Annotated in this window: 28 protein-coding genes; 12 read left to right on the top strand and 16 right to left on the bottom strand. The window is 70.6% G+C overall.

Going from position 1 to position 25757, the window contains the following annotated elements:
• The first annotated feature begins 60 nt into the window (after window positions 1-60).
• Complete coding sequence (locus OG246_RS28835; protein WP_266469729.1) at window positions 61-540, top strand: SRPBCC family protein; 480 nt, start codon at window positions 61-63, stop codon at window positions 538-540.
• Between the two features lie 40 nt (window positions 541-580).
• Here the strand turns inward: OG246_RS28835 and OG246_RS28830 are convergent, their stop codons facing one another.
• Window positions 581-1705 (bottom strand): PLP-dependent cysteine synthase family protein, encoded by a 1125-nt coding sequence (locus tag OG246_RS28830; protein ID WP_323178338.1) that lies wholly within the window; start codon window positions 1703-1705, stop codon window positions 581-583.
• A gap of 348 nt (window positions 1706-2053) precedes the next feature.
• Between OG246_RS28830 and OG246_RS28825 the strand changes: the two genes are divergently transcribed.
• The gene (locus OG246_RS28825) at window positions 2054-2377 is read left to right on the top strand and encodes a hypothetical protein (RefSeq protein WP_266469727.1); all 324 of its coding nucleotides are present in this window, start codon (window positions 2054-2056) and stop codon (window positions 2375-2377) included.
• 214 nt (window positions 2378-2591) lie between these two features.
• A complete protein-coding gene (locus OG246_RS28820; protein WP_266469725.1) occupies window positions 2592-3107 on the top strand; it encodes an ATP-binding protein in 516 nt (171 codons plus the stop codon).
• Between the two features lie 26 nt (window positions 3108-3133).
• On the opposite strand, the gene OG246_RS28815 is transcribed toward OG246_RS28820, so the two are convergent.
• The 3 genes from OG246_RS28815 to OG246_RS28805 are packed head-to-tail and all read right to left on the bottom strand — an operon-like array spanning window position 3134 to window position 6737.
• Window positions 3134-5695: an ABC transporter permease gene (locus OG246_RS28815; protein WP_266469724.1), complete on the bottom strand. Its 2562-nt coding sequence runs from the start codon at window positions 5693-5695 to the stop codon at window positions 3134-3136.
• The gene (locus tag OG246_RS28810; protein ID WP_266469723.1) at window positions 5692-6450 is read right to left on the bottom strand and encodes an ABC transporter ATP-binding protein; all 759 of its coding nucleotides are present in this window, start codon (window positions 6448-6450) and stop codon (window positions 5692-5694) included. Before OG246_RS28810 ends, OG246_RS28815 begins: the two co-directional genes overlap by 4 nt.
• Window positions 6447-6737, bottom strand: coding sequence for an SHOCT domain-containing protein (locus tag OG246_RS28805; RefSeq protein ID WP_266469721.1), 291 nt, complete (start codon window positions 6735-6737; stop codon window positions 6447-6449). The genes OG246_RS28810 and OG246_RS28805 overlap by 4 nt, the downstream gene beginning before the upstream one ends.
• Before the next feature lie 200 nt (window positions 6738-6937).
• Between OG246_RS28805 and OG246_RS28800 the strand changes: the two genes are divergently transcribed.
• The 3 genes from OG246_RS28800 to OG246_RS28790 are packed head-to-tail and all read left to right on the top strand — an operon-like array spanning window position 6938 to window position 9027.
• A complete protein-coding gene (locus OG246_RS28800) occupies window positions 6938-7519 on the top strand; it encodes a TetR/AcrR family transcriptional regulator (protein ID WP_266469719.1) in 582 nt (193 codons plus the stop codon).
• An 18-nt stretch (window positions 7520-7537) separates the two neighbouring features.
• Window positions 7538-8122: a DUF4865 family protein gene (locus OG246_RS28795; RefSeq protein ID WP_266469717.1), complete on the top strand. Its 585-nt coding sequence runs from the start codon at window positions 7538-7540 to the stop codon at window positions 8120-8122.
• A complete protein-coding gene (locus OG246_RS28790; RefSeq protein ID WP_266469714.1) occupies window positions 8116-9027 on the top strand; it encodes a phosphotriesterase in 912 nt (303 codons plus the stop codon). Before OG246_RS28795 ends, OG246_RS28790 begins: the two co-directional genes overlap by 7 nt.
• 24 nt (window positions 9028-9051) lie before the next feature.
• Here OG246_RS28790 and OG246_RS28785 read toward each other — a convergent pair whose 3' ends face one another.
• Window positions 9052-10290, bottom strand: coding sequence for an ROK family protein (locus tag OG246_RS28785; protein WP_266469712.1), 1239 nt, complete (start codon window positions 10288-10290; stop codon window positions 9052-9054).
• Window positions 10291-10345: 55 nt separating this feature from the next.
• Window positions 10346-11008, bottom strand: a complete 663-nt coding sequence (locus OG246_RS28780) for an alpha-ketoglutarate-dependent dioxygenase AlkB (protein WP_266469710.1) — start codon at window positions 11006-11008, stop codon at window positions 10346-10348.
• Between the two features lie 66 nt (window positions 11009-11074).
• On the opposite strand from OG246_RS28780, the gene OG246_RS28775 reads away from it, so the two are divergent.
• Window positions 11075-12208, top strand: coding sequence for a methyltransferase (locus tag OG246_RS28775; RefSeq protein WP_266469708.1), 1134 nt, complete (start codon window positions 11075-11077; stop codon window positions 12206-12208).
• Here OG246_RS28775 and OG246_RS28770 read toward each other — a convergent pair.
• Window positions 12198-12971 (bottom strand): AraC family transcriptional regulator, encoded by a 774-nt coding sequence (locus tag OG246_RS28770; protein ID WP_266469707.1) that lies wholly within the window; start codon window positions 12969-12971, stop codon window positions 12198-12200. The genes OG246_RS28775 and OG246_RS28770 overlap by 11 nt on opposite strands.
• 71 nt (window positions 12972-13042) lie before the next feature.
• On the opposite strand from OG246_RS28770, the gene OG246_RS28765 reads away from it, so the two are divergent.
• Both OG246_RS28765 and OG246_RS28760 read left to right on the top strand, forming a co-directional pair.
• Complete coding sequence (locus OG246_RS28765) at window positions 13043-13855, top strand: phytanoyl-CoA dioxygenase family protein (RefSeq protein ID WP_266469706.1); 813 nt, start codon at window positions 13043-13045, stop codon at window positions 13853-13855.
• On the top strand, window positions 13852-14133 hold the full coding sequence (locus OG246_RS28760) for a hypothetical protein (protein WP_266469703.1): 282 nt from the start codon (window positions 13852-13854) through the stop codon (window positions 14131-14133). Before OG246_RS28765 ends, OG246_RS28760 begins: the two co-directional genes overlap by 4 nt.
• A 13-nt stretch (window positions 14134-14146) precedes the next feature.
• Here the strand turns inward: OG246_RS28760 and OG246_RS28755 are convergent, their stop codons facing one another.
• Together OG246_RS28755 and OG246_RS28750 are read right to left on the bottom strand one after the other, a co-directional pair.
• Window positions 14147-14998, bottom strand: coding sequence for a class II fructose-bisphosphate aldolase (locus OG246_RS28755; RefSeq protein ID WP_266469701.1), 852 nt, complete (start codon window positions 14996-14998; stop codon window positions 14147-14149).
• A 33-nt stretch (window positions 14999-15031) separates the two neighbouring features.
• Window positions 15032-15922: an SIS domain-containing protein gene (locus OG246_RS28750; protein ID WP_266469698.1), complete on the bottom strand. Its 891-nt coding sequence runs from the start codon at window positions 15920-15922 to the stop codon at window positions 15032-15034.
• Between the two features lie 122 nt (window positions 15923-16044).
• Here OG246_RS28750 and OG246_RS28745 point away from each other — a divergent pair, with 122 nt between their 5' ends.
• From OG246_RS28745 to OG246_RS28735, 3 genes are all read left to right on the top strand, one after another.
• A complete protein-coding gene (locus OG246_RS28745) occupies window positions 16045-16824 on the top strand; it encodes a DeoR/GlpR family DNA-binding transcription regulator (protein ID WP_266469696.1) in 780 nt (259 codons plus the stop codon).
• 67 nt (window positions 16825-16891) lie between these two features.
• On the top strand, window positions 16892-17698 hold the full coding sequence (locus OG246_RS28740; RefSeq protein WP_266469694.1) for a DUF427 domain-containing protein: 807 nt from the start codon (window positions 16892-16894) through the stop codon (window positions 17696-17698).
• Between the two features lie 128 nt (window positions 17699-17826).
• Complete coding sequence (locus OG246_RS28735) at window positions 17827-19365, top strand: metallophosphoesterase family protein (RefSeq protein ID WP_266470985.1); 1539 nt, start codon at window positions 17827-17829, stop codon at window positions 19363-19365.
• A 66-nt stretch (window positions 19366-19431) separates the two neighbouring features.
• Here the strand turns inward: OG246_RS28735 and OG246_RS28730 are convergent, their stop codons facing one another.
• From OG246_RS28730 to OG246_RS28700, 7 genes are all read right to left on the bottom strand, one after another.
• Window positions 19432-19884, bottom strand: coding sequence for a phospholipase (locus OG246_RS28730; protein WP_266469692.1), 453 nt, complete (start codon window positions 19882-19884; stop codon window positions 19432-19434).
• Between the two features lie 261 nt (window positions 19885-20145).
• Complete coding sequence (locus OG246_RS28725; RefSeq protein ID WP_266469690.1) at window positions 20146-20751, bottom strand: hypothetical protein; 606 nt, start codon at window positions 20749-20751, stop codon at window positions 20146-20148.
• Window positions 20752-20952: 201 nt separating this feature from the next.
• Window positions 20953-21933, bottom strand: coding sequence for a MurR/RpiR family transcriptional regulator (locus OG246_RS28720; protein WP_266469687.1), 981 nt, complete (start codon window positions 21931-21933; stop codon window positions 20953-20955).
• Between the two features lie 119 nt (window positions 21934-22052).
• Window positions 22053-22976 (bottom strand): ABC transporter substrate-binding protein, encoded by a 924-nt coding sequence (locus OG246_RS28715; RefSeq protein ID WP_266470982.1) that lies wholly within the window; start codon window positions 22974-22976, stop codon window positions 22053-22055.
• A 47-nt stretch (window positions 22977-23023) separates the two neighbouring features.
• On the bottom strand, window positions 23024-23713 hold the full coding sequence (locus OG246_RS28710) for an ABC transporter permease (protein WP_266469685.1): 690 nt from the start codon (window positions 23711-23713) through the stop codon (window positions 23024-23026).
• Complete coding sequence (locus OG246_RS28705; protein WP_266469683.1) at window positions 23710-24375, bottom strand: ABC transporter permease; 666 nt, start codon at window positions 24373-24375, stop codon at window positions 23710-23712. Before OG246_RS28705 ends, OG246_RS28710 begins: the two co-directional genes overlap by 4 nt.
• Window positions 24372-25598: an ABC transporter ATP-binding protein gene (locus OG246_RS28700; protein ID WP_266469681.1), complete on the bottom strand. Its 1227-nt coding sequence runs from the start codon at window positions 25596-25598 to the stop codon at window positions 24372-24374. Before OG246_RS28700 ends, OG246_RS28705 begins: the two co-directional genes overlap by 4 nt.
• Window positions 25599-25757 lie beyond the last annotated feature (159 nt).

Here is a 25757-nt window from a genome sequence, read left to right as displayed (position 1 = left end):
CGCGCCCTGCGGTGCGGGCGCTCTCTGTCATCGACCGTGTCCCCACAGGGGGTTTCGCACATGGCACGCCGACTGCGCCCGGTAGGACCCGACTTCATCGAGACCGCTCCGGTGCGCCTGGTGTTCGCCAGAGACGTGACGGCTTCCCCAGAGGCTGTCTTCCGCGCGCTCGCCGAGGACGTCCCGGGCTGGACCGAGTGGTTCTCGGCGGTGACGCGGGCCCGGCCGACCGAGGACGGCGGCGGGCGCGAGATCCGGCTCAGGGGCGGCATTCGCTTCCAGGAGACGGTCCTCGTGGCCACGGCCCCTGAGGTGTACGCGTATCGGGTGGACGTCACGAACGCCCCCGGGGCCCGCGCCCTGGTCGAGGAGTGGCGGCTCACGCCCTCCGGAACGGGCACGCGGGTGCAGTGGACCTTCGCCACGGACGGCCCGGCCCCCTTCCGGCTGGCCCTGAAGCTGGCCCGGGCGGGCCTGGGGCGAACGTTCCGCGACGCGGTCACGGCGCTGGACCGGCGGCTGACGTCGACAAAAGTCTGACCGCCACCTCACCGAGTTCTCAACGGAGTTCTCAACGCGTTCAGTCGGGCCAGATGCCCGTCTCCAGCAGCGAGGCGATCGCCGCCGTGTACGGCGCGATGTCCAGCCCCTGTTCGGCCAGCCACGCGTCCGAGTAGTACTTGTCCAGATAGCGGTCCCCCGGGTCGCACAGGAGCGTCACCACACTCCCCGTACGCCCCTCCGCCACCATCTCGGCAATGATCTTCAGCGCGCTCCACAGTCCGGTGCCCGTCGAGCCGCCCGCCTTGCGGCCGATGGCCTGTTCCAGGGCTCGTACTGCGGCGACGCTCGCGGCGTCCGGAACCTTCATCATCCGGTCGATGGCCCCGGGCACGAAGCTCGGCTCCATGCGCGGTCTGCCGATGCCCTCGATGCGCGAGCCGCAGTCGCAGGTGACGTCCGGATCGCCGGTGGTCCAGCCCTCGAAGAAGCACGAGTTCTCCGGATCGGCGACACAGATGCGGGTGTCGTGCTGCATGTAGTGGACGTAGCGCGCGAGGGTCGCCGAGGTGCCGCCGGTGCCGGCCGTGGCGACGATCCACGCGGGTTCCGGGAACCGCTCCAACTCCAGCTGGCGGAAGATGGATTCGGCGATGTTGTTGTTGCCTCGCCAGTCCGTGGCCCGTTCCGCGTAGGTGAACTGGTCCATGTAGTGGCCGCCGCTCTCTACCGCGAGGGCGGCGGACTCCTCGTACAGCTTGCGGGAGTCGTCCACGAAGTGGCACTGGCCGCCGTGGAACTCGATGAGGCGGCACTTCTCCGGGCTCGTCGTGCGGGGCATGACCGCGATGAAGGGCACTCCGATGAGCTTGGCGAAGTAGGCCTCGGAGACGGCTGTCGAGCCGCTGGACGCCTCGATGACCGGGCGGCCGGGCCGGATCCAGCCATTGCACAGGCCGTAGAGGAACAGTGAGCGGGCGAGGCGGTGCTTGAGGCTGCCGGTGGGGTGCGTCGACTCGTCCTTCAGATACAGATCGATGCCCCAGTGCTCGGGGAGCGGAAAGCGCAGCAGGTGTGTGTCGGCCGAGCGGTTGGCGTCGGCCTGGACCTTGCGTACGGCTTCTTTGAGCCAGCTCCGGTACTCCGCGTCGCTGTGGTCCACGTCGAGGGTTTCGCCGGTCCTGGTCTGCTGCGGGGTGCTCACGGCGGGGCTCCTTCGGATCGTGCCGACGCCGGATCGCGAGGTCGGACACCTCGATCATAGGCACCTTCCGCACGCTTCTCACCTGCATAAACATACCTTTGAGCACCTCAAAGACACCCCTGGAGCAAGAGTGCGCACAACGGTGGGGGCGCATCCCCGCGAGTGCTCCCGCCCCCGCCGTGACCTCGTCGTGCGCACTGGTGCTCGACGCCGGGTGCGGGCAGACTGCACCGCGGGACCGGGGTCCGGCAGGACGGCGCTCCTCGAGGACGACCCGGACTCTCCCTGCGGGATGCACACTGGATCGCGGCACAGGCACAGCCGAAGCGCACAAGGGGGCGGGGCATCATGGCGGAGCCGGAGTTCACGGCCACGGGCGTGCGGATCGGGAAGAGGCTTCGTTCGCTCACCCGGGCCGGACAGGTCCGGATCAGCGACGGCAGGCTGGAGTTGCTCACCAGTTACGGGAGCGAGATCGACAGCGCGCCCGTGCAGGCGGTGCGCGCGTCGAAGCCGTGGTTCGCGCACGAGGACCGGGCGTTGGCGGACGTCAACGGCACGCGGTACTCCCTCAAGCTGGGCGAGCACGACCCCGCGCCGGGCAAGCCGGGGCCGCCGTCGGCACGCCGGTTCATCGAGGCCGTACGCAAGGCCGCGGGGCGCAACCGCTGACCCGACGGCGACGGCGTCCGTAGGGGCGAAAGCGCCGCGAGTTGCACGACCGCACCCCCTGAGTCACTCTGTTCTCACATCACTACTCTGGGTTTACCGGCGATAACGCTGCGAACCAGCCCGCCGGCCACGTCAGCAGGCGGCCGTTCCACTAAGCCACTCTGCCGGCCCGAACTCCGTCTTCTTCCGGACCTCAATTCGGGGAGTCGCAGCCGTGATCAGCCAGCCAAGCAGGCATTGCACGGTGGAGCTCCAAGCCCTGCCGTCGCGGATCGGCCAGGTCCGCAGAATCGTATCTGCGCAGTTGCGCTACTGGCATCTGGATCCCTTGATAGACCCGGCCGCGCTCGGTGTGACCGAGCTGCTGACCAACGTGCACCGGCATGCCCAGCCCGACAAGCTGTGCACCGTGGAGATCGAGCTGCTGCTCGACCGGCTCACGGTCTCGGTGCACGACCACGACCCCCGCCTTCCCGAGGTGCGGGAAGCGGACCTCACCGCCACCTGCGGACGCGGCCTCGCCATGGTCGCCGCGGTCAGCGAGAGCTGGGGAGTGCGTCCCGACGGCGAGTCGGGCAAGGTCGTGTGGTTCACGCTGCCGGCACCCGCGCCCGCCGTGGCGGTGCCCGTCCGGCCTCCGTACGACACGGCCCGCGAGACCACGCGCTGGCACAGTGTCGACGGTCGCAGGCCCGAACACGCTCCCGCCCGGTCCGCCGTTGCCGGCTGACCGGGCGGTGACACCCTCCTCGTACGTCATTCGGTGGCGATGGCGCGCAACACGTCCAGGCGTGCCGCCCGACGTGCAGGACGCAGGCCCGCGAGCGCTCCTGCGGCGATGCCGACCAGGGCCACCACGACGAGTTGTACGGGTGGCATCGCGAAGGCGAAGGCACTGTCGCTCGCGCCGTCGGAGGCCTTGACGAGCACCCAGCCGAGGAAGGCGCCGAGGGCGAGTCCGCCCGCCGTGCCGAAGGCGGCGACCAGGATTGACTCCCAGCGGACCATGGCGCGCAGTTGCGCCCGGGTCTGTCCGACGGCACGCAGCAGGCCGAGTTCGCGGGTGCGCTCGTGGATCGCGAGCGTCAGCGTGTTGGCGATGCCGAGCAGTGCGATGAGCACCGCCAGGGCGAGCAGCGCGTAGACCAGGGTCAGCATCATGTCGATGCCGCCGGCCGAGGACTGCGCGTACTCGTCACGGGTCTGCACCTCGGGATTGCCGTACTGGTCCGCCACCTTCTGCACCGCGGCCTTGCCGTCGGCCGTGCTCACGCCGTCCTTGAAAGAGACGGCGACGAGCGTGTCGGAGTCCTGGGTGCGGTGCGGGTTCCAGGCGGCGCGGGTGATGACGTACTCGCCCGCGAGTTCCGACCGGCCGTAGACCGCGCGGACGGTGAACGTCTCCTTCTCGCCGTCGGTGAAGGCGAGTTGGGTGGTGTCGCCGACCTCGAGGTGCTGCTTGTCGGCCTCGCCCTCGGTGATGGCGATGCCGTCGGTGCCCAGGCCGTCGAGTGAACCGCGCACGTCGCCGAGGTCGAAGACCTTGCCGAGGGTGACCGGGTCGGTGACGGTCAACGCGCGTCCCTTGCCGTTGACTTCGGCCACTCCGCGCCCCAGGCCGACGGCGTTCTCGACCGTGGGCTGCTCGGCGATCGCGGGAGCCAGCTTGGGGCTCAGGCCGCTGCCGCCCGCGCCGAATGACGGGGTGCTGACGGCGACATCGCCCGCGAAGGACCGGGAGACCGTCTGGTCCATGGTGGCCTTGAGCGAGGCGCCGAAGACCGTGAACAGCGAGACGACGGCGACGCCGATCATCAGGGCGCTCGCGGTTGCGGCGGTCCGCTTCGGGCTGCGCAGGGCGTTGCGCCGGGCAAGTCCGCCCGTGACACCGCGCAGCCTGTCGAGGGGCATACCGAGGACACGTACGGCCGTCGAAGAGGCGACGGGGCCGAGGACCACGAAGGCGGCGAGGGCCAGGACGGCGCCCAGGCCCGCGAGCCACAGGGACGGACTGGCCAGTACGCCGAGCAGGGTGATGCCGATCGCGAGCGCGGCCAGACCGCCGCCGGCCACGGCGCGGGTGCGGGAGGCCCCGGACTGGTCGACGGCCGTCTCGCGCAGCGCGGCCAGCGGTGCGGTGCGTCCCGCACGCACGGCGGGCAGCAGCGCGGAGCCGAGGCAGACGACGATGCCGACCGCGAGCGGCAGCGCCATGGACAGCCCGCTGATCACCAAGTCGCCCTCGGGGAACGGGAATCCGATGGCCGGGAACAGCGCTTGCAGTCCGGCCGCGATGCCGATACCGGCGACGAGACCCGCGGCCGACGCGGCCACGGCGACCACGCTCGCCTCGATGAGCGTCGAGACGGTCACCTGGCGGCGGGACGCGCCGAGGGCACGCAACAGGGCGTTCTCGCGGGTGCGTTGGGCGACGACGATCGCGAAGGTGTTGTGGATGGAGAAGGTCGCCACGAGCAGCGCGATGCCGGAGAACACCAGGAGGAGGGTGGTGAAGATGCTCAGGAACTGGCTGGAGATCATGTCGGTGTTCTCCTGGGCCGACTCCTGGCCGGTGATCGCCTCGACTCCCTTCGGCAGTACGGGAGTCAGGGCCGAGACCAGTTCCTCCTGGCTCACACCGGGGCCGGCCCGCACGCGGATGCTCGCGGCCTCGCCGGGCCTGGCGGTGAGGTACTTCTCGGCGTCGGCCTGCGTCATACCGGTGAACGTCACCTGAGCCATGCCGTCCTCGCCGCCGAAGGTCGCGAGGCCCACGATCGTCACCTCGACGGGATCGGGCGTGCGCAGCGTGGTCGTGTCACCGATCTTCAGGTCGCCCTTGTCGGCGGTGCCCCGGTTGACGACGACCTCGCCGGACTTCGACGGGGCGCGGCCTTCGGCGAGTTGGTAGGCATTGAGCTCGGGGTCGTCGATCCAGTTGCCCGCGAGGGTGGGCGGGCCCTGGCCGCCGATGGGCTTGCCGTTCGCGCCGACGAGCTGGCCCGCGCCCTGGATGTCGGGCACGGCTGCCGCGACACCCGGGATCTTCTCGATCGTCTCCACCAGGTCGGTGTCGACGGGCTGGCGCACACCCTCGCTCTCATCGGGGGTCGTGATGGTGTCGGCGCTGCGGACGACGGCGTCGGTGCCGCTGGTCGCGTTGCCGAACATCGTGTCGAAGCTGGCGCGCAGGGTGTCGCCCATGACGAGCGTGCCGGCCAGGAAGGCGACACCGAGGAGCACCGCGAGGAAGGTACCGGCGAACCGTCGCTTGTGGGCGCGCAGGGAGGAGACACTGATGCGCGCTGAGGCGTTCATGACGGAGCCCCCTTGCTGTCGAAGGCCTTCAGGCGGTCGAGGACCTTGTCCGCCGTCGGGGATTCCATCCGGTCCACGAGGCGGCCGTCGGCGAGGAAGACGACCTCGTCGGCGTGTGCGGCGGCGACCGGGTCGTGCGTGACCATGACGACCGTGCGGTCCATCTGGCGCACCGCGCGGCCGAGCAGGCCGAGCACCTCCTCGCCGGAGCGGGAGTCGAGGTTGCCGGTCGGTTCGTCGGCAAAGACTACGTCGGGCCGACCGGCGAACGCCCTTGCCACGGCAACGCGTTGCTGCTGCCCGCCGGATAGCTCGCTCGGGCGGTGGTGGAGCCGGTCGCGCAGGCCGACGACGTCGACGAGGGCGTCGATCCACTCACGGGAACCCTTCGCCCCCGCGAGGTCCAGGGGCAGGGTGATGTTCTCCGCGACGGTCAGCGTCGGGACCAGGTTGAACGCCTGGAAGACGAAGCCGACGCGGTCGCGGCGCAGGAGGGTGAGCCGGCGGTCGTCGAGCGTGCTCAACTCGGTGTCGCCGATGAAGGCCGCGCCGGAGGTGAGGGTGTCCAGGCCGGCCGCGCAGTGCATCAGGGTGGACTTGCCGGAGCCCGAGGGCCCCATGATCGCGGTGAAGCGTCCGGCGGGAAAGCCGACGCTCACCCCGTCCAGGGCCCGCACGGCGGTGTCTCCGCTGCCGTAGACCTTGACGGCGTCGGTGACACCGGCCGCCGCCTTCGTGACCGTCGCGGTGGTCATGCCGCACCACCCTTGCCCGTACGCCCGAACTGCTCGTCCAGGACGGAGATCCGGCGCCAGTACTCGTCCTCGTCGATCTCGCCGGAGGCGAAGCGGCGGCCGAGCACCGCGATCGGCGAGTCACCCGTCGGGCGGGAGTCGGCCATCGCGTTCCACGGGCCGCGACGGCCGCGCCAGGCGGTGCGGCGCAGGACGGTCACGACGCCGATCACGACGGCCGCCCAGATGAGCGGGAAGAAGAGGATCCACGGGCCGGGGCCACCGTCCCAGTTCGCCAGGGTGTGCATCTCAAGTCATCTCCTCTGCGGGATCGTTTCCGATCCGCTGCGGGATCTTTTTCCGATGCCTTGAGACTCGCTCCGGGAAGGGGTCCCAGTCGTCGTACGGCCAGCGGCTGTGTGCGTACCTCCGCGGGAGTACGAGCGCTCGCCTCGGCTGCTTCCTCAACCCTTAGACTTCTGTACCTACTAGTATGTACAGTGCTGTGATGAGCACTCCGGAGCGGCTGATCGAGTCCACGCGCGAGCTGTTGTGGGAGCGCGGTTACGTGGGGACCAGCCCCAAGGCGATCCTGGAACGCGCAGGCGCGGGGCAGGGCAGCATGTACCACCACTTCAAGGGCAAGCCCGATCTGGCACTCGCGGCGATCCGCCGCACAGCCGAGGTGCTGCGCGCTACTGCCGAGGGCGTACTGAGCGCGCCCGGATCGCCGTACGAGCGCATCGAGGCGTATCTGCGCCGCGAACGTGACGTCCTGCGCGGCTGCCCGGTCGGGCGGCTGACGATGGACCCGGACGTGATCGCCAGCGACGAGCTGCGTGCCCCGGTCGACGAGACGATCGACTGGCTGCGTGAGCGGCTGGCGGGAATCGTCGAAGAGGGCCAGGAGCAGGGCCAGTTCGCGCCCTCGCTCGATGCGGAGGAGATCGCCGCCACGATCGTCGCGACCGTGCAGGGCGGTTATGTGCTGGCGCGTGCCTCCGGTTCACCGGCCGCGTTCGACACGGGAGTTCGCGGTCTGCTCTCCCTGCTCGGGTCGGCAGGCACCGCCGATTCGACGCCCCGCTGAGCCCTCAGGAGACACCCGATGCACGCCATGCAGTACGAACTCACCCTGCCCGCCGACTACGACATGGACATCATCCGCGCCCGGGCGACGGGCAAGGGGCCGCTGCTCGACGACTTCCCCGGCCTCGGCCTCAAGGCGTATCTGATGCGCGAGCGCGGGGTCGACGGGTCGCCGGTCAACCAGTACGGCCCGTTCTATCTGTGGAACACCCCCGAAGGCATGAACTCCTTTCTCTGGGGGCCGGGTTTCCAAGGGCTCGTCGACGACTTCGGGCGGCCGGAGGTGCGGCACTGGACCTGCCTCTCGTACGAGGAGGGGGTCGCAGCCGGTTCCCCGGCCAGGGTCGCCGTGCGTGGGCGGCAGAGCGTGCCCGAGGGGGTGCGGCTCTCCGAGGTGATGGCGGGGGCCGTGCGGGAGGCCGAGCGGCTGGCCTCGCTCGACGGTGCGGTCTGCGCGGCCGCCGTCGTCGATCCGCGTCACTGGGAGCTCGTGCACTTCTCGCTCTGGGACCACGACGCGCCGAGGGTCCCGGGTGAGGTGTTCCAAGTGCTGTACGTCAACACGCCGGAGCGCGACCAGATTCCGCGTGGCCGGCAGTGGTGAGCACGGTCCGTACGGTTCTCGGGGACACGCTCCCCGAGGACTTGGGGGTGTGCGACGCGCACGACCACCTCTTCCTGAGCAGCCCCCTACTCTCAGGCCAGGAACTCGACGACACCTCCGCGGTGCGGGCCGAGCTGACCGCGTTCCGCGAGGCGGGCGGCGGGAGCGTCGCGCAGTGGACGCCGTACGGCATGGGCCGACGCGCCGCCGATCTGCCGCTGCTCTCCCGCGACACCGGCGTCCACGTGATCGCCGCGACCGGACTGCACCAAGCGGCGCACTACGCACCGGAGTTGCTCACCGAGCTGCGCGGCAGACTGGCCGAGGTCTTCGTCTCCGAGCTGACGTCAGGCATCGGCGCGTCGGGTGTCCGGGCCGGACTGATCAAGGTCGCGGGCGGCTTTCACGCCCTCGACGCACACGCCCGCTGGACGATGGCCGCCGCGGCCGAGGCCCACCACGCCACGGGTGCGCCCATCGGCGTGCATCTGGAGCTGGGCACCGGCGCGCTCGACGTACTCGACCTGCTGTGCGGGGAGTTGGACGTGCCACCGCACCGGGTGATCCTGGGTCACCTCAACCGCTCACCGGACTTCGTGACCCAGCGTCAGGCCGCCGAGTCGGGCGCCTACCTGGCCTTCGACGGCCCCTCCCGCGCCAACCACGTCACCGACTGGCGCATGCCCGACGCCGTACACGCCCTCGCCGACGCCGGTCACGGCGACCTCCTGCTCGTCGGCGGCGACACGACGACCGCCGCGGCACGCTCGGCCAACGGCGGTCCGGGAATGCCGTATCTGCTGCGCCGGGTGCGACCAAGGCTCGAACTCGCCCTGGGTGAGGGCTTGGTGGAGCAGATGCTCACGGCCAACCCCGGGCGCGCCTTCGCCGCGGACTGGCGTTAGGTCACGGAGTGCGCTCACCGCCGTCTAGGCGGCCAGCGCCCCCAGCGGATCGTCCAGCACCGGCTGCCAAGCCAATTCGGCGGCGCCCACCAGGCTGTTGTGGTCCAGCGTGCAGGGGAGGATCGGTACGCCGCCGCTCTGGCCCCACAGGCTGCGGTCGGCGACGACGGCGCGGAGGCGGTCCGGGTCGGCGTCGAGCAGGGTGCGGTGCAGGCCGCCGAGGATGATGCGGTCCGGGTTGAGGATGTTGACCAGGCCGGCGAGGCCGAGGCCGAGGCGGTCGATCAGCGCTTCGGTGGCCATGCGGACGGCCGGGTCGGCGTACTGGTCGCGGATCAGGTCGTTGGCCTGCTGGAGCAGCGAGACCTCGGGGCCGGGGTCGAGGCCGGCCGCGGTGAGGAAGGCCAGCGGGTCCGCTTCCACGTCGAGGCAGCCGCGGCTGCCGCAGTAGCAGGGGCGGCCCTCGGGGTTGACGGTGAGGTGGCCGACTTCGAGGGCGAGCCCCGAACTGCCCGTGTGGAGGCGGCCGTCGAGGACGAGGGCGCCGCCGACGCCCCGGTGTCCGGTGGCCACGCACAGCAGGTCGCGGGCGCCGCGGCCCGCGCCGTGGCGGTGTTCGGCGAGGGCGGCGAGGTTGACGTCGTTGGCGGCGAACGCGGGACCCTGGATTCCGGCCGCGCGCACCTTCTCGGCGAAGATCTGGCGTACCGGGGAGCCCGCGGGCCAGGCCAGGTGCAGTGGATTGAGGGCGAGCCCTTCGGGTTCGGCGACGGCGGACGGGACGGCGAGTCCGGCGCCCACGCAGCGCAGCCCGGTCTCGCGGAGCAGTGCGGCGCCGGCCTCGACGACGGAGCCGAGCACCTTCGCGGGATCGGCGTCGACCGTCTCGCAGCCGGGCGCGGTCGCGACCAGACGCCCGCCGAGGCCTACCAGCGCGGCGCGGAACCCGTCGGCGTGCACCTGCGCGGCGAGCGCGACGGGCCCGTCCTCGGCGACCTCCAGGCGGTGCGAGGGCCGCCCCTGCGAACCTGCTGCCGCGCCGGGCCGTGCGTCGACCCGGATCAGCCCCAGCGCCTCCAGCTCCGCGGCCACGGCGCCCGCGGTCGCCCTGGTGACCCCCAGCTCGGCGGTGAGCACGGCACGCGTCGGCGCACGTCCGGTGTGCACGAGTTCCAGCGCGGGACCGAGCGCCCCGCGCCCCCGGTCCAGCCGCGCACGCGTGTTCCCTTCCCCCGCCGCCCGGGGGCCCGCCTTGCCGTTCATGAGGCCGAGTCTCCCATGATCCGCTCGTGCGGTGGCCCCACCTGTCGTCCAGGGCCTATCCGCCGGACAGGTCCTGGAGGCCGCTCACCCGCAGCGTGATGTTCAGCCGCCCGGTGAGCCCCAACTCGGGCGGCGCCGTGCCCGCGTACACCCGCGGCACCCCGTGGTACGCGAGCCGGGACGCCCCGCCGAACACGAACAGGTCGCCGCTGCGCAGTTCGACATCCGTGTACGGCCGTGTCCGCGTCCCGGTGTTCCCGAACCGGAAGACGCAGGTGTCGCCGAGGCTCAGCGACACCACCGGTGCGTCCGACTTCTCGTCGCTGTCGCGGTGCATGCCCATGCGGGCGTCGGCGTCGTAGAAGTTGATCAGTGCGATGTCGTACGGGGCTGTCGCGGCCCCGGCGCCGAGGGCCTCCGTGACCGCGTCACGGCCCAGGTCGTCCAGCCACCCGGGGAACGGCTTCACGGGGGTGCCGTCGCCGTCGACGACCGTGCGGGCGTACCCGTACGGATACCAGTGCCAGCCGAGGCAGACCTGCCGGGCGGTCATCGTGCCGCCGCCGGGTGTGTGGACCGTGCGCAGGCCGGACGGCGGGAGGGCCCATGTGCGGCACGCCTCAAGGAGGCGCCGTTGCTGGTCGGCGTCCAGCCAGTCGGGCACATGGACCGCGTCCGGCGCGATCTCCGTCCGGTCCCGGGGGAACAACATCGACATCGCCCTGTCCTCGCGCACCTCGCTGAGCTGCGGCTCCGTTAGCCTTGACCCACGATGACCGACTCTATGGCTACACCCTTCGGCGAGTACGCACTCGCCCGTTTCCCCGAGGCCGCCCGCGACCAGCTGCGTGCATGGGACGCCGCCGACACGTATCTGCTGCGGCATCTCGCGGAGAGCGGGACCCCGCTGTCGGGGTCGGTGGTGGTGGTCGGTGACCGGTGGGGCGCCCTGGCCACGGCGCTGTCCGCGCACCGGCCGACGCAGATCACCGATTCGTTCCTCGCCCGTGAGGCGACGCGGGCGAATCTGGCGCGGGCCGGTGTGGAGGAGGCCGCGATAGGTCTGCTCACCACGCAGGACGCGCCTCCGGACCGTATCGACGTGCTGCTCGTAAGGGTGCCGAGGAGCCTCGGGCTCCTTGAGGACCAGCTGCACCGGCTGGCGCCCGGCGTGCACGAGGGGACGGTCGTCATCGGCACGGGCATGGTCAAGGAGATCCACACCTCGACGCTGCACCTCTTCGAGCGGATCCTCGGCCCGACCCGCACCTCGCTGGCCGACAAGAAGGCCCGGCTGATCTTCTGCACACCGTTCCCGGGGATCGCCCGGAACTCCAACCCGTGGCCGTACAGCTACGAACTCCCGGACGGCGTCGGTACGGTCTCCGGCCGGACCGTCGTCAATCACGCGGGCGTCTTCTGCGCCGACCGTCTCGACATCGGCACCCGGTTCCTCCTCCAGCACCTGCCGCGCAGCCGCGGTCCCGAGCGCATCGCGGATCTGGGCTGCGGCAACGGGGTCGTCGGTACGGCGGCCGCGCTGGCCAATCCCGAGGCCGAGGTGCTGTTCGTCGACGAGTCGTACCAGGCGGTGGCCTCGGCACGGGCGACGTACGCGGCGAACGTCGAGGGCACGAAGGCGGAGTTCCGCGTCGGTGACGGACTGGCGGGCATCGACGACGGCAGCGTCGACCTCGTACTCAACAATCCGCCGTTCCACTCGCACCAGGCGACGACGGACGCCACGGCCTGGCGGATGTTCACGGAAGCGCGCCGTGCGCTGCGGCCGGGCGGCGAGCTGTGGGTGATCGGCAACCGGCACCTCGGGTATCACCTGAAGCTGCGCCGACTCTTCGGCAACAGTGAACTCATGGCCAGTGACGCGAAGTTCGTGGTGCTCAGGGCGGTCAGGAAGTAGCTCCCCGCAGGGTGCGGGGCGATGCCCCGAGCTCTCTGCGGCATGCCTTGTTGAAGGCCTGCAGGTCCGGGATGCCGACGGACGCCGCTACCGCCGGGATGGAGAGGGTCGAGGCGCGCAGCAGGTGGTGGGCGCGCTCCAGTCTGCGGCGGCGGATGTAGGCGACCACTGTGGTGCCCGTCTCGGTACGGAAGAGCCGGGTGAGGTGGTTGTGGGAGATCCCTGCGGCGCGGGCGATCTCCGGGATGGTCAGCGGGGCCGCCAGGTGCGCTTCGATGTGGGCGATCGCCGTGCTCACCGCGGGGTGGGGTCCGGGGCTCGTGGTGGTGGCCGGGGTCAGGTGGGCGATGCGCCAGAGCGCGGTCCAGATCTCGGCCCGGGTGTGCGCGGGTGCGCCGGGTGCCGCTGTCATCGCGTGGAGCAACAGCCCGGAGAGTGTGGGGAGTTCGGGGCCCGCGTCCTGCATGACGGGGACGGTGTGCGGCGGGCCGGCCGGGGTGATGCGCAGGTGGGCGTAGAGGTGCTCGGAGCGGCCCTGGTAGCGGTAGCGGACCGTGGTGCCGGGGGGTACGAGGCTCACGCGGCCGGGGCGGATGACGTGGGCGGTGCCGTCGACGATGAGTTCGGCGTCGTACTGGTAGAGGTGCAGCTGCCACAGCTCGGGCAGCCGGAAGACGTCCGTGGGGCTCGCGACACCGTGCACGCCGACGCCGATGTTGACGACGGCGGGCGGCTCGCCGAGGTGGATCACCGTCTCCCGCATGGTGAAAAAGTACCAGTAGTGGTGAGTGGGACCCACGCGCCCGCGAGGACACCCCTCCTACGTTGGAGGGCATGACCAACACCAAGCTCCTGAGTTCGGTGCGGATGGCGCACTTCGTCGCCCACGGCTCACTGCGCCTCGACGCGGTGGTGCCGCCGGAGATGAACGCCGAGGGGATCGGGGTCCTGCGCGAGGGCGTGCCCGGCGTGCCCTACGGCAGTACTGTCGCGGACGCCTATCCGGAGGGTTCCTTCGTCCGCCGACTCGTGGAACTCCCTGTTGTGGCAGGTGCGTTGCGCAGCCTTGTGGGGCCCGGGCCGACCGTGGACCATCACGCCGTGCATGTCCGCGAGCCCCACCAGGGGCAGGCGCAGCCGTTGCACGGTGACGCGATCATCGATGTGCGGACCGATGCCTTCGACGTCCAGTTGATGTACTACCCGCAGGACGTCACGCTCGACATGGGCGGCACCCTCAGCGTGCCGGGCAGTCATCTGCGGCGCACGAACGAGTCGGACACCGGGCGCTACCAGAACCTGCGCGGGCAGAACCGCCTTGTCTGTCCGGCCGGCACCGTGGTGTTTCTGCACCATGGCCTGTGGCACGGCGGGCGGCGCAACGACAGCGACGCGGTGCGCTACATGTTCAAGATCCGCTTCAATCCGGCCGTGCGGCAGCGGCGGCTGTGGGACACCTCGGACCTCGGGGATCCGCGGGTCTCCGAGGAACTCGCCATGACGTTCCCGTGGTACGAGCCCGCCACCGGCCGCCTCGAGGTCTACAACCGGGTCCTGTGGTGGCGTGCGCTCACCGGGGACGACTCCTTCGACCTGGACCACTGGGTGACCAGGGTCTCCAACCGCCCCCAGGGAGCCGCCGCATGACCATCCGTCAGCAGGTTCTGGTGCTCTACCTGGCGACCTCCGCGCTGGACGCGGACGTGGTGGGCTGGTCGGTCTACGACGGTACCGGCCGTACGTCCCCGACGACCGGGGACAGTGACGAACCGCCGTACACGTCGGGCGTGCACGCCCTGGAGGACGGCTGGCGGCTGTTCCAGGCGGCGCAGCTGATCCCGCCGTATCCAGGGCGCGAGTACGACGTGTCGTTCCTCAAGCACGAGTTCTTCTTCGAGAAGTTGGTGCAGATCGACGCTTCCTGAGCTCGCGCTCAGGTCACCCGCGCAGTACGCCGATGAGCCGCGCCACCGTCCGCGCCATCGCCTCCCGTCCTTCGCCGAGGTACTTGCGCGAGTCCACGGCCTCGGGATGGGCGGTGAGGAACTCCCTTATGGCGCCCGTCATCGCGAGGTTCAGCGCCGTACCGATGTTGACCTTGGCGATGCCGCCCGCGACGGCCGCCGCCAGTTCGTCGTCCGGGACTCCGGAGGAGCCGTGCAGGACGATCGGTACGTCGAGCGCCGCGGCCAGGCGCTTGAGCAGGCCGTGATCGAGGGCGGCAGTGCGGGTGGTCATCGCGTGCGAGCTGCCGATCGCGACGGCCAGGGCGTCCACGCCCGAGTCGGCCACGAAGGCGCGGGCCTCGGCGGGGTCGGTACGGGCGCCGGGCGCGTGCGCGTCGAGCGGGGGCGCGCCGTTCTTGCCGCCGACCTGCCCCAACTCGGCCTCGATCCACAGCCCTTGGGCATGCGCCCAGTCGGCGGCGGCCCGGGTGGCGGCGAGGTTCTCCTCGTACGACAGCCGGGCGGCGTCGTACATCACGGAGCTGAAGCCGGCGTCGGCCGCCTGCCGCAGCAGACCGTCGTTCTGGACGTGGTCGAGGTGCAACGCGACGGGTACGGAGGCGCGTTCGGCCGCGGCGGTCGCGGCGCGGGCCAGCGGGAGCAGCCGTCCGTAGCGGAACCTGACCGCGTTCTCGCTGACTTGGAGGACGACCGGCGCGTCCATGGACTCGGCGCCCGCGATGACCGCTTCGACGTGTTCCAGGGTGATGACGTTGAACGCGGCGACCGCGGTCCGGGCCCCGACGGCCGCGTGAACCAGTTCACCGGTTGCTGCGAGTGGCACAACTCCTCCTTCTCAGTGGGTGGTTGAGCCGACTCAGCGGGATGTCCGGGCGAGGATCACGGAGCGGGTGAGGTGACGCGGCTGGTCCGGGTCCAGTCCGCGGGACGCGGCGACCGCGACGGCGAGGCGCTGGGCGCGGACGAGTTCGGCAAGCGGGTCGAGACCGCCGGCCACCCACAACCCGCCGGTGGCCCGCACCTGTTCGGCCAGGCCTTCGGGCGCCTCGCCGAGCATCCAGGTGGCGGTCCCGTGCGTGGTGACGCTGATGGGGCCGTGCCGGTACTCCATCGCCGGGTAGGCCTCAGTCCAGGCCAGCGCGGCCTCGCGCATCTTGAGGCCGGCCTCGTTGGCGAGTCCGACGGTCCAGCCGCGGCCGAGGAAGGTGAACTGCGCGCAGTCGACGAGCCCTTCGGGCAGGGGTGTTTCGAGTGCGGTACGCGCGTCGGCGACGACGGCGTCGGCGTGCAGACCGAGGTGGGCACGCAGCAGTGTGAGCGCGGTGGTCGCGAACCGGGTCTGCACGACGGACTGTTCGTCCGCGAAGTCCAGGACCACGACGTCGTCCGCCGAGTCCATGACGGGCGTGTGCGGGTCGGCGGTGATGGCCGTGGTGCGCGTACGGCCCTTGAGGTTGCCCAGGAGTTCGAGCACCTCGGTGGTGGTGCCGGACCGGGTGAGGGCGATCACGCGGTCGTACGAGCGGGTGTCCGGGAACTCCGACGCGGCGAAGGCGTCCGTCTCGCCCTGGCCCGACCGTTCGCGCAGCACGGCGACGGCCTGCGCCATGAAGTACGAGGTTCCGCACCCCACGATCGCCACCCGCTCCCCCGCCGTCGGCAGTGCGGCACCGTGCGCCGCGGCCTGCTCGGCGGCGCGTATCCAGCACTCGGGCTGGCTGTTGAGCTCGTTCTCGACATGGGTCATGCCGTACCCCTCCCACAGATGATTGTTCGTGCAAGATATAGCGAGGTTTCGAGCAAATTCAAGCATTCAGGTGCCAGAAAGGTGCGCTAAGGTCGCGGAAGATCGAGGATTGGAGAGTGCGGATGTCGCGCGACGCCCGCTGGAAGGCGCTGCTGGAACTGCTCGTGGAGCGTGGCCGGCTGGACGTCGAGGAGGTCGCGACCGAGCTGGAGGTGTCGGCCGCGACGATCCGGCGTGACTTCGACCAGCTCGCCGAGCAGCAGATGCTCGTGCGCACCCGGGGCGGCGCGGTCGTGCACGGCGTCTCCTATGAACTGCCGCTGCGCTACAAGACCGCCCGCCATGTCACCGAGAAGCAGCGCATCGCGAAGGCGGTGGCCGCTCTCGTCACGCCCGGCGAGGCGGTCGGTCTGACCGGTGGCACGACCACCACGGAGGTGGCGCGCGCCCTGGCCGTGCGCCCCGACCTCGCGTCCGGTTCGCCCGCGCTGACCGTGGTCACCAACGCGCTCAACATCGCCAACGAGCTGGCCGTGCGCCCCCAGTTCAAGATCGTGGTGACCGGCGGGGTCGCCCGCCCGCAGTCGTACGAACTCGTCGGACCGCTCGCCGACGGCGTCCTCGGCCAGATCACCGTCGACGTGGCCGTGCTCGGCGTGGTCGCCTTCGACGCCACCCACGGCGCGGCCGCCCACGACGAGGCGGAGGCCGCGATCAACCGGCTGCTCTGCGAGCGCGCCGAGCGCGTGATCGTCGCCGCCGACTCCAGCAAGCTCGGCCGGCGCGCCTTCGCCCGGATCTGCGCTGCCGAGTCGGTGGACACTCTGGTGACGGACGCGGCGGTGAGCGAGGAGACCGTGCGGGAGTTCGAGGAGGCGGGGGTCGGAGTCGTCGTCGTCTGACACGGGCAGGGCCACGGCCGCCGGTGTCCAATGTCAGGGTGTCCGACTAACCGAAGGAGACCGGACCATGAGTGCACTCCCCCACGCGCGATCGGTACGGACCACCCCGGAGGGCCTCCTGTGGGAGCCCAGCGACCGCTGGGTGCGGGGACGGAAAGGCGACGTCACCGTCGTCGACAGTCGGCACCCCCTCCTCGTGTGGGAGCCCGCGCTGCCCGTCCCGACGTACGCCTTCCCCCGCGAGGAGGTCCGCGAGGACCTACTCCGTCCGGCGCGGAACCCCCGGACGGGCACCCACACGGGATCGCGGATCTTCTACGACCTCGAGGTCGACGGCGAGGTGGTGGAGAACGCGGCCTGGACATTCCTCGCCGACGACCTGGCCGGCCACATCGCCTTCGAGTGGTTCCTGCGCAGCGGCCGGGGGCTCGACCACTGGTACGAGGAGGAGGAAGAGATCTTCATCCACCCCCGGGACCCGCACAAGCGGGTGGACGCCCTGCCGAGCAGTCGACATGTCCAGGTCGAGATCGACGGCACGGTCGTCGCGGACACCCGGCGTCCCGTGCTGCTCTTCGAGACCGGCCTTCCGGTGCGGTACTACGTGCCACGCGAGGACGTCCGCCTCGATCTCCTCGTTCCTACCGACCACAGCACCGGGTGCCCCTACAAGGGAACCGCCGAGTACTGGTCGTGGCGAGGCGAGGCCGATGTCCCGGCGAACCTCGTCTGGAGCTACCCGGACCCGCTGCCCGCGGTGGCCACTGTCACAGGACTCATCGCTTTCTACAACGAGGCGGTGGACATTACCGTGGACGGAGAGCGCGTGGAGCGCCCCGTCACTCCGTTCAGCAAAACGTTGTCGACGAGCTGACCGCCGGTCACCCAACCGGCCGGATCCACACACGTCGAGCCGCGCCCGGACGGAGATGTCGCGTGCCATACCTGGTGCCGCCGTCGGCAACACTGCCGCCGTTCACTGCGCGCGGGCACGCATCCGGCATGCGCTGCTGCCTCTCCGCTCCCCTCGCGGCCCTGTCCGCCCTGGCGGCCCTGCCCGCTCCCTCCGAAGTCCTGCGATCCGGCGCCCTCCTCGCCCCCGCACTGCTGAGGGCCTTGGCCGGTGCCGTGCACGACACCGCACGCACCAGCCGTCTCCTCCACCCCGACACCATCAAGGCCGTCCACCTGGAACTGGTCACCCTGACCGAGGACAGCGCCGTCATCACCTGGCACACCGGAATACCCGGCACCGATGACGGCACGGGCCACATGCTCCCCGCGGTCACGGAGGGCGAGGTGGTCTACGGCACCCACCCCACGCGCCTGAACCGCAGCGCGGGGGAAACCCGGCCCACGGCGCACCACCACGTGGAGCTCACGGGCCTGGAACCGGGCCAGACGTACTACTACCAGGCCCGCTCACGGGGTGTGACCGCCGCTCCCACCTCGCTGCACCTCGTCCGCGGCAACGCCGTCGGCACCAACCGCTACGGATTCGGGACGCGCGGAGGCCCGTACTCCTTCACCACCCCGCAGCCGCCCCCGGGGCGCCATCTGCTGTCCATCGCCCTCTGCAACGACCTGCATGTCGGGGAGACCACCGCCGGCCTGGTCGGAGGCGTGCCGCTGTTCCGCGGGGTGTCGCAGGAGGCGGGGCTGTCGCCGTACCCGGAGATCATGAGCCGGGCGGTGGTGGAGGAGGCCCGGCGGCGCGGGGCGGACGTGCTGCTGGCCGCGGGGGACATCTCGGCCGGCGGCGGGCCGCGCGATCTGGCCGAGGCCAAGCGGATCCTGGACGGGTTCGGTGACCACGGGCGGGACTACTTCGTCGTACGGGGGAACCACGACAGGCCCCGGCACGGCCATGCGGACGGAGACGCCTTCCGCGACGGGTTCCTCGGCGGCGGGGGTCCCTCGTACTTCGCGCGCGACCTCGGCGGGCTGCGGATCGTCGGGCTCGACACGTACGAGAAGCATGGCCACGGCGCCGACGCGGGCGGGCTCGGCGCGGAGCAACTGGCCTGGTTCCGGGCGCGGTTGAACGAGAACAGGGACCAGCCCACCGTGGTGTTCGGCCACCATCCGCTGACCGTACGGGATTCGGTCTTCCCCGTGTCCAGGGGGCAGCAGCTCGGCCGCCGCCAGGCACGCGCCATTCTCGACGCCTACGCCGACGCCCCGGGCGTCTTCCTCCACCACGCGGGCCACACCCACCGCAACAAGCGGACCGTCCTGCCGCAGGCCCCGCACGTCACCTTGCAGGAGGTCAGCGCCGTCAAGGACTATCCCGGCGGTTTCTGTCTGCTCCGGATCCACTCCGGCGGATTCGCTCTCAACCATTACAAGTCCAGCAGTGCCCCGGCCCGTGAATGGGGCGAGCGCAGTCGCCGGGTGGCGGCGGGACTGTGGCCGCACCATGCACTCGGCCGCTCGGTCGCCGACCGCAACAGTGTCACCGCCCACGACCTGTCCGGCGTCATCCGCCCGGTACCACGAACGGCCTTCCAGGACAGCCCTGGTGAGCCTGTGGCCGGCTGAGCAGGTCTCTTCGCCGGGTGCGGGACGCCGCGTGGGCGGCGCCCCCGTTCTCCTCGGCGGACGGTCTCAGCCGAACACCTTGACCGCCTGGTAGTAGGTCCACGCCGTACCGTCGCAGGACGTCTTCGTCGCGCCACTGTAGTTGAGGCAGACGCGCTTGAGGTCCTCGTAGAAGGCGCTGTCGAGGCGCGACTTGTTGGTGCTGAAGGTGCCCGCGGCCTTGTAGTTGCGGTAGCCGAAGTCGTGGCGGGCGCAGGAAGTGGCGAAGGGGAAGCCGAACGGGTTGTCCGGCGAGGAGGAGCAGTAGTCGGTGGACCAGTCGAACGCGTACGCGGACCACGCGGCCTGGTTCGCGCGGGCGGCGTTCCAGGTGTTGTAGCTCGACGCGCTGGTCTGGGTCCAGTTCGAGAGGACCTGGGGCTTGTCGGCGGGAGCCGCGTCGGCCGCTGTGGCGGTACCGACGACGGCGATCAGGGCCAGAGTTGAGGCGGCAAGGCCGGCGGCGAGTCTGCGGTGCATCCCACACCTCCATGAGGCTGCGGCCCGTCCATCGGACAGCAGGTTCATGACAAGAGGATCGCCATCACCGCGAGGTCTTTACACCTCGGATTCCCCAATGCCCCATTAACTCTCGGCTGTGCCAGAAGAGGGGAACGTGAACCGGCGGGAGAGACGCGGACGTTGACCCGGCGAAGGACCGGACTGGTTCTCGACGTCGGACGAAAACGGTGGGGTGCGGAAGAGCAACTTCCGCACCCCACCACGTACTTCCGGTCGCGGCTACGAAACGGCCACCGGGCTGCCCGCGGCGGGCAGTGCCGGAAGCACCGGAATCGGCGGAAGCGCCGAGGTCACGCCGCCGAGGACCCCCGTGATCAGACCGAGCACCGGCGACAGCAGGCCCGTGACCGCACCGATGACCGCGCCGAGGTCGAGCGAGGTCAGCGCCTTGAGCAGTCCGTCGACCGCCGACTGGAGCTGGGCCACCAGATCGGAGACCGGGTCGGCGGCGGCGACACCGGCGCGGTCCGCCGTGACGCCGGCCCGCTCCTTCAGCTGCTGCTGGAGAGAGGCGTTCGCCGTCTCCACCGCCCTCGTGAGTTCTGCCGCCTCGACCGCGTCGAGGGTGCCGGACTCGCGCTCGGCGAGGGTGGACAGCTCGTCCAGCAGGGGGTCGAGCGCGAGGTCGTCGTGGTCCGCCCTCTCCAGTACGCCGAGTTGTTCCAGTACCGCGTCGGTATCGGCGGAGGACCATGCCGCGGCGGCACTGCCCGAGGCCACCCGGGGTACGTCGACGGCGGCAGCGGCGGTGCCGAGCGGACCGAAGACCAGAGCGGCGCAGACCAGGGGTGACAGGAGGAGTCCGCGGGAAACAAGGGCACGCATGCACAGTCCTTTCGAGAATTGCAGTTCTTGGGGCCACCGTGAGAACCACCGCCCCTCGCCGCAACCGATCACGCGCCCGCTCTACGGCCCCACGCTTCGCCGATACGGCGCTGACCTGCACCTTCCGCCCACATGACCCGGCTGTCCATCCCTCGGCGGCATTCGGCTGTCAGGGGACGGTCTCATCGGCAGGTGGGCCGCTCAGTCGACGAACAGCCCTCGCGCCGCCGCCCGCGCGTCGAACTCCTCCAAGCGGACCTGCGCGTCCGGCAGGCCGTCGCACATCACCTCCAGGAGAACCTGTCCCAGCAGCATGGGGGCGCTCACCGTGTCGAAGACCAGGCCGGTGCCCACGGCGGCCGGGAGGAGCAGATCGCTGTGGGCGGCCACCGGGGCGAACGTGCCGTCGGCGATCGTCACCACGGTCAGCCCCGTGTCACGGGCGTGGCCGAGCGCGTCGAGGAGCTCGCGCGGGTGACGCGGCAGCGCGAAGCACAGGAGTGCGCTCGCCCCGGCGTGCCGGGCGGCGTCGATGCGGTCGGCGAGCAGCGAGCCGCCCTCGTCGAGCAGGCGTACGTCGGGATGTACCTTCGCGGCGAAGTAGGCGAAGCCGCGTGCCTGGGCGGCGGAGGCGCGCAGGCCGAGCACCGGCAGCGGTCGGGAGGCGGCGAGCAGCCGGCCCGCGCGTTCCACGGGCCCGGCGTCGGCGAGCAGCGACGCCAGGTGCCGCAGGTTGTCGATCTCGGCCTGTACCGCTTGCTGGTACTGGTTGTTGGGCCGCCCGTCCTCGGCGCCGGCGGCGGGTGCGACATCCCGCAGATGTCTGCGCAGCGCCGGGTATCCGTCGAAGCCGAGGGCGACCGCGAAGCGGGTCACCGACGGCTGGCTCACCCCGGCCAGCTGGGCCAGCTCCACGCTCGACAGGAACGGCACAGCCGCGGATTGCCGGACCAGGCAGTGCGCGATGCGGCGCTGCGTCGGGGTCAGCCGGCGCCCCTCGAAGAGCTGGTGCAGCCGTGCGGACGCGCCGGGGGTGCCGGCGTCGGGGGCGCTTGCGCCCGGTACGCCGGTCCCGCGTGCGCCCGTCTCAGGCGCGCCTCCGTCGCGCGTACCGGCGTCCCGGGTGCCGGCATCGGCTTCGTCGCTCTCGCTCATCTCGATCCCCCAGCCGGTCGCACTCATCCCCTCGCTCCTGCCTGGTGAGACTCACGGCCCGGCGGGCGGTGACGGCGTGGCCGAACCCACCGCCGGCACCGCCCGCCCCGGATCGGACGACCCGGGAATGATCCGGTGACACCCGGTCAGCTGACGAGGCCGGCCTCCGTCAGCCAGTCCTTGGCCACGGTGCTGGCGTCCTCCTTGTCGTTGACAAGCCTCTTCATCATGTCCAGCAGGTCCTCGGTGGTGAGCTTGGCCGAGACGCCGTTGAGCGCCGCCTTGGCCGTGTCGTTGACCGCGGACTTGTAGACCAGGGGCGTCACGTTCTGCGAGGAGAAGAGGTTCTTCGGGTCCTCGAGGACCACCAGCTTGTCCTCGACAATGGCGGGGTCGGTGGTGTAGAGGTTCGCGGCCTGGACCGTGTTCTTCTTCAGCAGTTCGAGCAGGGTGCTCTGGGCGCCCGCGTCGAGCGGCTGGAACTTCCCGAACTCCACGCCGTAGATGGTCTTCAGACCGACCAGGCCCTGCGTACGGGTCTTGAACTCCGAGCCGGCGCCGATCGACATGTCGCCCGCGACCGGCTTGAGGTCGGCGAGGGTCTTGAGGTTGTACTTGGCGGCGGTCTCGGCGGTGACCGTGACCGAGTCCTTGTCCTCGGCTGCGGCGGAGTCGAGTATCTCCACCGACGACGGGAGCTTCGCCTTCAGCTCGGCGTTGATGTCCTCGCTGCTGGTCGCGGTGCTCTTCTCGTCGACCGCGACCGCCAACAGGGCGCCGTTGTACTCCGGGAAGACGCTGATGCCGCCCTTGACGATCTGGTCGTAGTAGACCTCACGGGCCCCGATGTCGAACTTGCGGGTCACCTTCAGGTCCTTGGCCTCCAGGGCCTGCGCGTAGATCTCGGCGAGCAGCTGGTTCTCCGGGAAGTTCGCCGAGCCGACGACGAGGGCCTTGCCGTCGCTGTCGCCGCTGCTCCCCGTCAGCGGATTGTCGTCGCTGCTGTCGCTGCCGCCGCAGGCGCTCAGCGACAGTGCGGCGATCAGGCCGAAAGCGGCGCCACGGATCATGCTTCTCATGGGTCTTTCCTCTCTCAAGAGCCCTGGAGCTCAGAAACTCATGACTTTGCTGCCGGGCCCTGAAGTCCCGGCGAGACGATGACGCGCCGCAGCGCGGTGAAGAGAACCTGGACTGCGAGGGCCAGCACGACGACGACGGTGGAGCCGCCGATGACCAGTTCGTAGTCGTTGCGGGCGAGCCCGTCGACGATGAAGCGGCCGAGGCCCCCGAGACCGGGATAGGCGGCGATGGTCGCGGTGGCCACGACCTGGATCGCAGCGACCCGCAGCCCGAGAAGGATCAGCGGCAGCGCCATCGGCACCTCCACCCGCACCAGCACCTCCCACTCCGTCATGCCGACCCCGCGTGCGGCATCCCGGGTGTCGGCGTCCACACCTCGGACGCCTTCGAAGGTGTTGATGAGGATCGGCGGGACCGCGAGCGCGACCAGGGCGACCAGGACGGGCGTGGTGCTGAGCCCGGCGAGCGTGACGACGAGCACCACCAGGCCGAAGGTGGGGATCGCCCGCGCAAGGTTGGCCACGCTGGCGACGGCGAAGGCCCCGCGGCCGGTGTGTCCGACCAGCAGCCCGAAGGTGAGCCCGATCAGGGTGGCGAACAGCAGCGAGATGCCGCTGTAGGTGAGGTGCTCCAGGAGCCGCTGGGGGATCCCCTCGTCGCCGTGCCACTGCTGCGAGGACGTCAACCAGTCCCCTACCAGCTCGAGTTGGTTCAGCAGGTCGTTCATGTCCTCGCCCCCTTGCCCCGGGCCCACGGTGTGAGGAGTCGCTGCGCGAGGACCAGCACCGCGTCGGTGGCGAGCGCGAGCAGCATGATCAGCACGATCGCGGTGATGATCGGGGTCGGGAAGTCGAGCTGGAGGCCCCGGGTGATGTAGAAGCCGAGACCGCCCTGCCCGATCAGCTGTCCCACGGCGACGAGGCTGATGGAGGAGACGGCGGCGACGCGTACGCCGGCCACGACGACGGGTACGGCGATCGGCAGTTCGACCTGGACGACACGGCGCACCGTGCCGAAGCCCATCGCGGTGGCCGCCTGCCGGACCGGTTCCGGGACCGAAGCCAGGCCGTCCACGACATTGGGCACCAGGACCGACAGGGTGTAGAGCGTGAGCGGGATCATCACGGTCTGCTGGGTGAGCCCGGTATAGCGGACGAAGATCATGAACATGGCCAGTGACGGGATGGCGTACAGCACGTTGGTCACGGTCAGAACCGGTGGGTACAGCCATCGCCAACGATGGCAGAGGATGCCGAGCGGCACCGAGATGATCAGGCCGAACAGCACTGGCAGCAGGCCCAGTTGCAGATGGACGCCGGTGTAGTGGCCCAGCTCGCCGAGATGGTCTCCGACCCAGTCCCAGCGGACGAGTGGCTCTCCGTCGTTCATCGTCCACCCCCGACCGCGCCGTCGGCGCCCTTCTCGGCCGTGGCTTCGTCCTTGGCGGTCTCGGGCTTGGCGGTCTCGGCCACGAGCGCTTCGCCGTCGGACGCCTCGCCGTCGGACACCTCGTCTTCGGGCGCCTCGTCACGGGCCATCGCGGCGGACAGCTCGTACGCGTCCGCGACACCGATGACCGCGCCTTCCCCGTCCACGCCCACCGCGAGCCGGGAGGGTGACAGAAGCGCCGCGTCGAGGGCGGCCCGCGCGGAGTCGCCGACGAGGCTGAACGTGTGGCCGAGCGGTGTCAGCGCCGCGTCCGCGAGTGTGCCGCCCGTGGGCAGCTCGGCGACCTCGGTCCAGCCGAGCGGTCGGCGGTCACCGTCGACGACTAGCACCCACGGATCCTTCGCCGCCCTGGCCAGCGCCACGGAAGAGGTCGCCGGCAGCACCGGCCCGTCGCGCAGCGGCAGGTCGGCCGCCTTGACGAAGGACAGTCGGCGGATACCGCGGTCCTGGCCCACGAAGTCGGCCACGAAATCGTCGGCGGGGTGGGCAAGCAGCCGCTCGGGGGTGTCGAACTGGGCGAGCTTGCCGCCGGTTCGGAACACCGCGATGTTGTCGCCGAGTTTGATCGCCTCGTCGATGTCATGGGTGACGAAGACGATCGTCTTGTGCAGTTCCTTCTGCAGCCGGATGAACTCCGCCTGCAGCTCACCGCGGACGATCGGGTCGACCGCGCTGAACGGCTCGTCCATCAGCAGCACCGGCGGGTCGGCGCCCAGCGCTCTGGCCACCCCGACACGCTGCTGCTGCCCGCCGGAGAGCTGGTACGGGTAGCGCTTGCCCATCTCGCCCGGCAGCCCGACGAGTTCCAGCAGCTCGGATGCCCGTGCCCGCGCCTTCTTCCGGCTCCAGCCGAGCAGCAGCGGCACCGTGGCTATGTTGTCGAGGATGGTGCGGTGCGGGAACAGCCCGGCATGCTGGATCACATAGCCGATGCCGCGGCGCAGTTCGGGGGCGTGGATCTCCCGGATGTCCTGGCCCCGCAGCCGCACCGTCCCGGCCGTCGGCTCCACCATGCGGTTGACCATGCGCAGGGTCGTGGTCTTGCCGCAGCCGGAGGGACCCACCAGGACCGTGATGCCGCCCTCGGCCAGTTCCAGGGACAGCTCGTCCACGGCTGTCGTGCCGTTTGGATAGTTTTTGCTTACCGCGTCGAACCTGATCAAGGCTGCCCCTTACCCCGACTGCATATGGTCATGCAGAGTTGCCGGTGACTGAATGGCAGTCAATGCCCTTTCGTAAACGGCGCGTTACGTTCCTGCGAAGGCGAGGCCGATGCGCCGGTTATCTGCGCATTTGCTACGCAATGCGCCTTTCCATGTAAA

Source organism: Streptomyces sp. NBC_00620, from assembly GCF_026341825.1.
GTDB lineage: Bacteria > Actinomycetota > Actinomycetes > Streptomycetales > Streptomycetaceae > Streptomyces.
The sequence above is the reverse complement of the archived record's forward strand: the minus strand, read 5'-3'. Positions and strand labels throughout refer to the sequence as shown.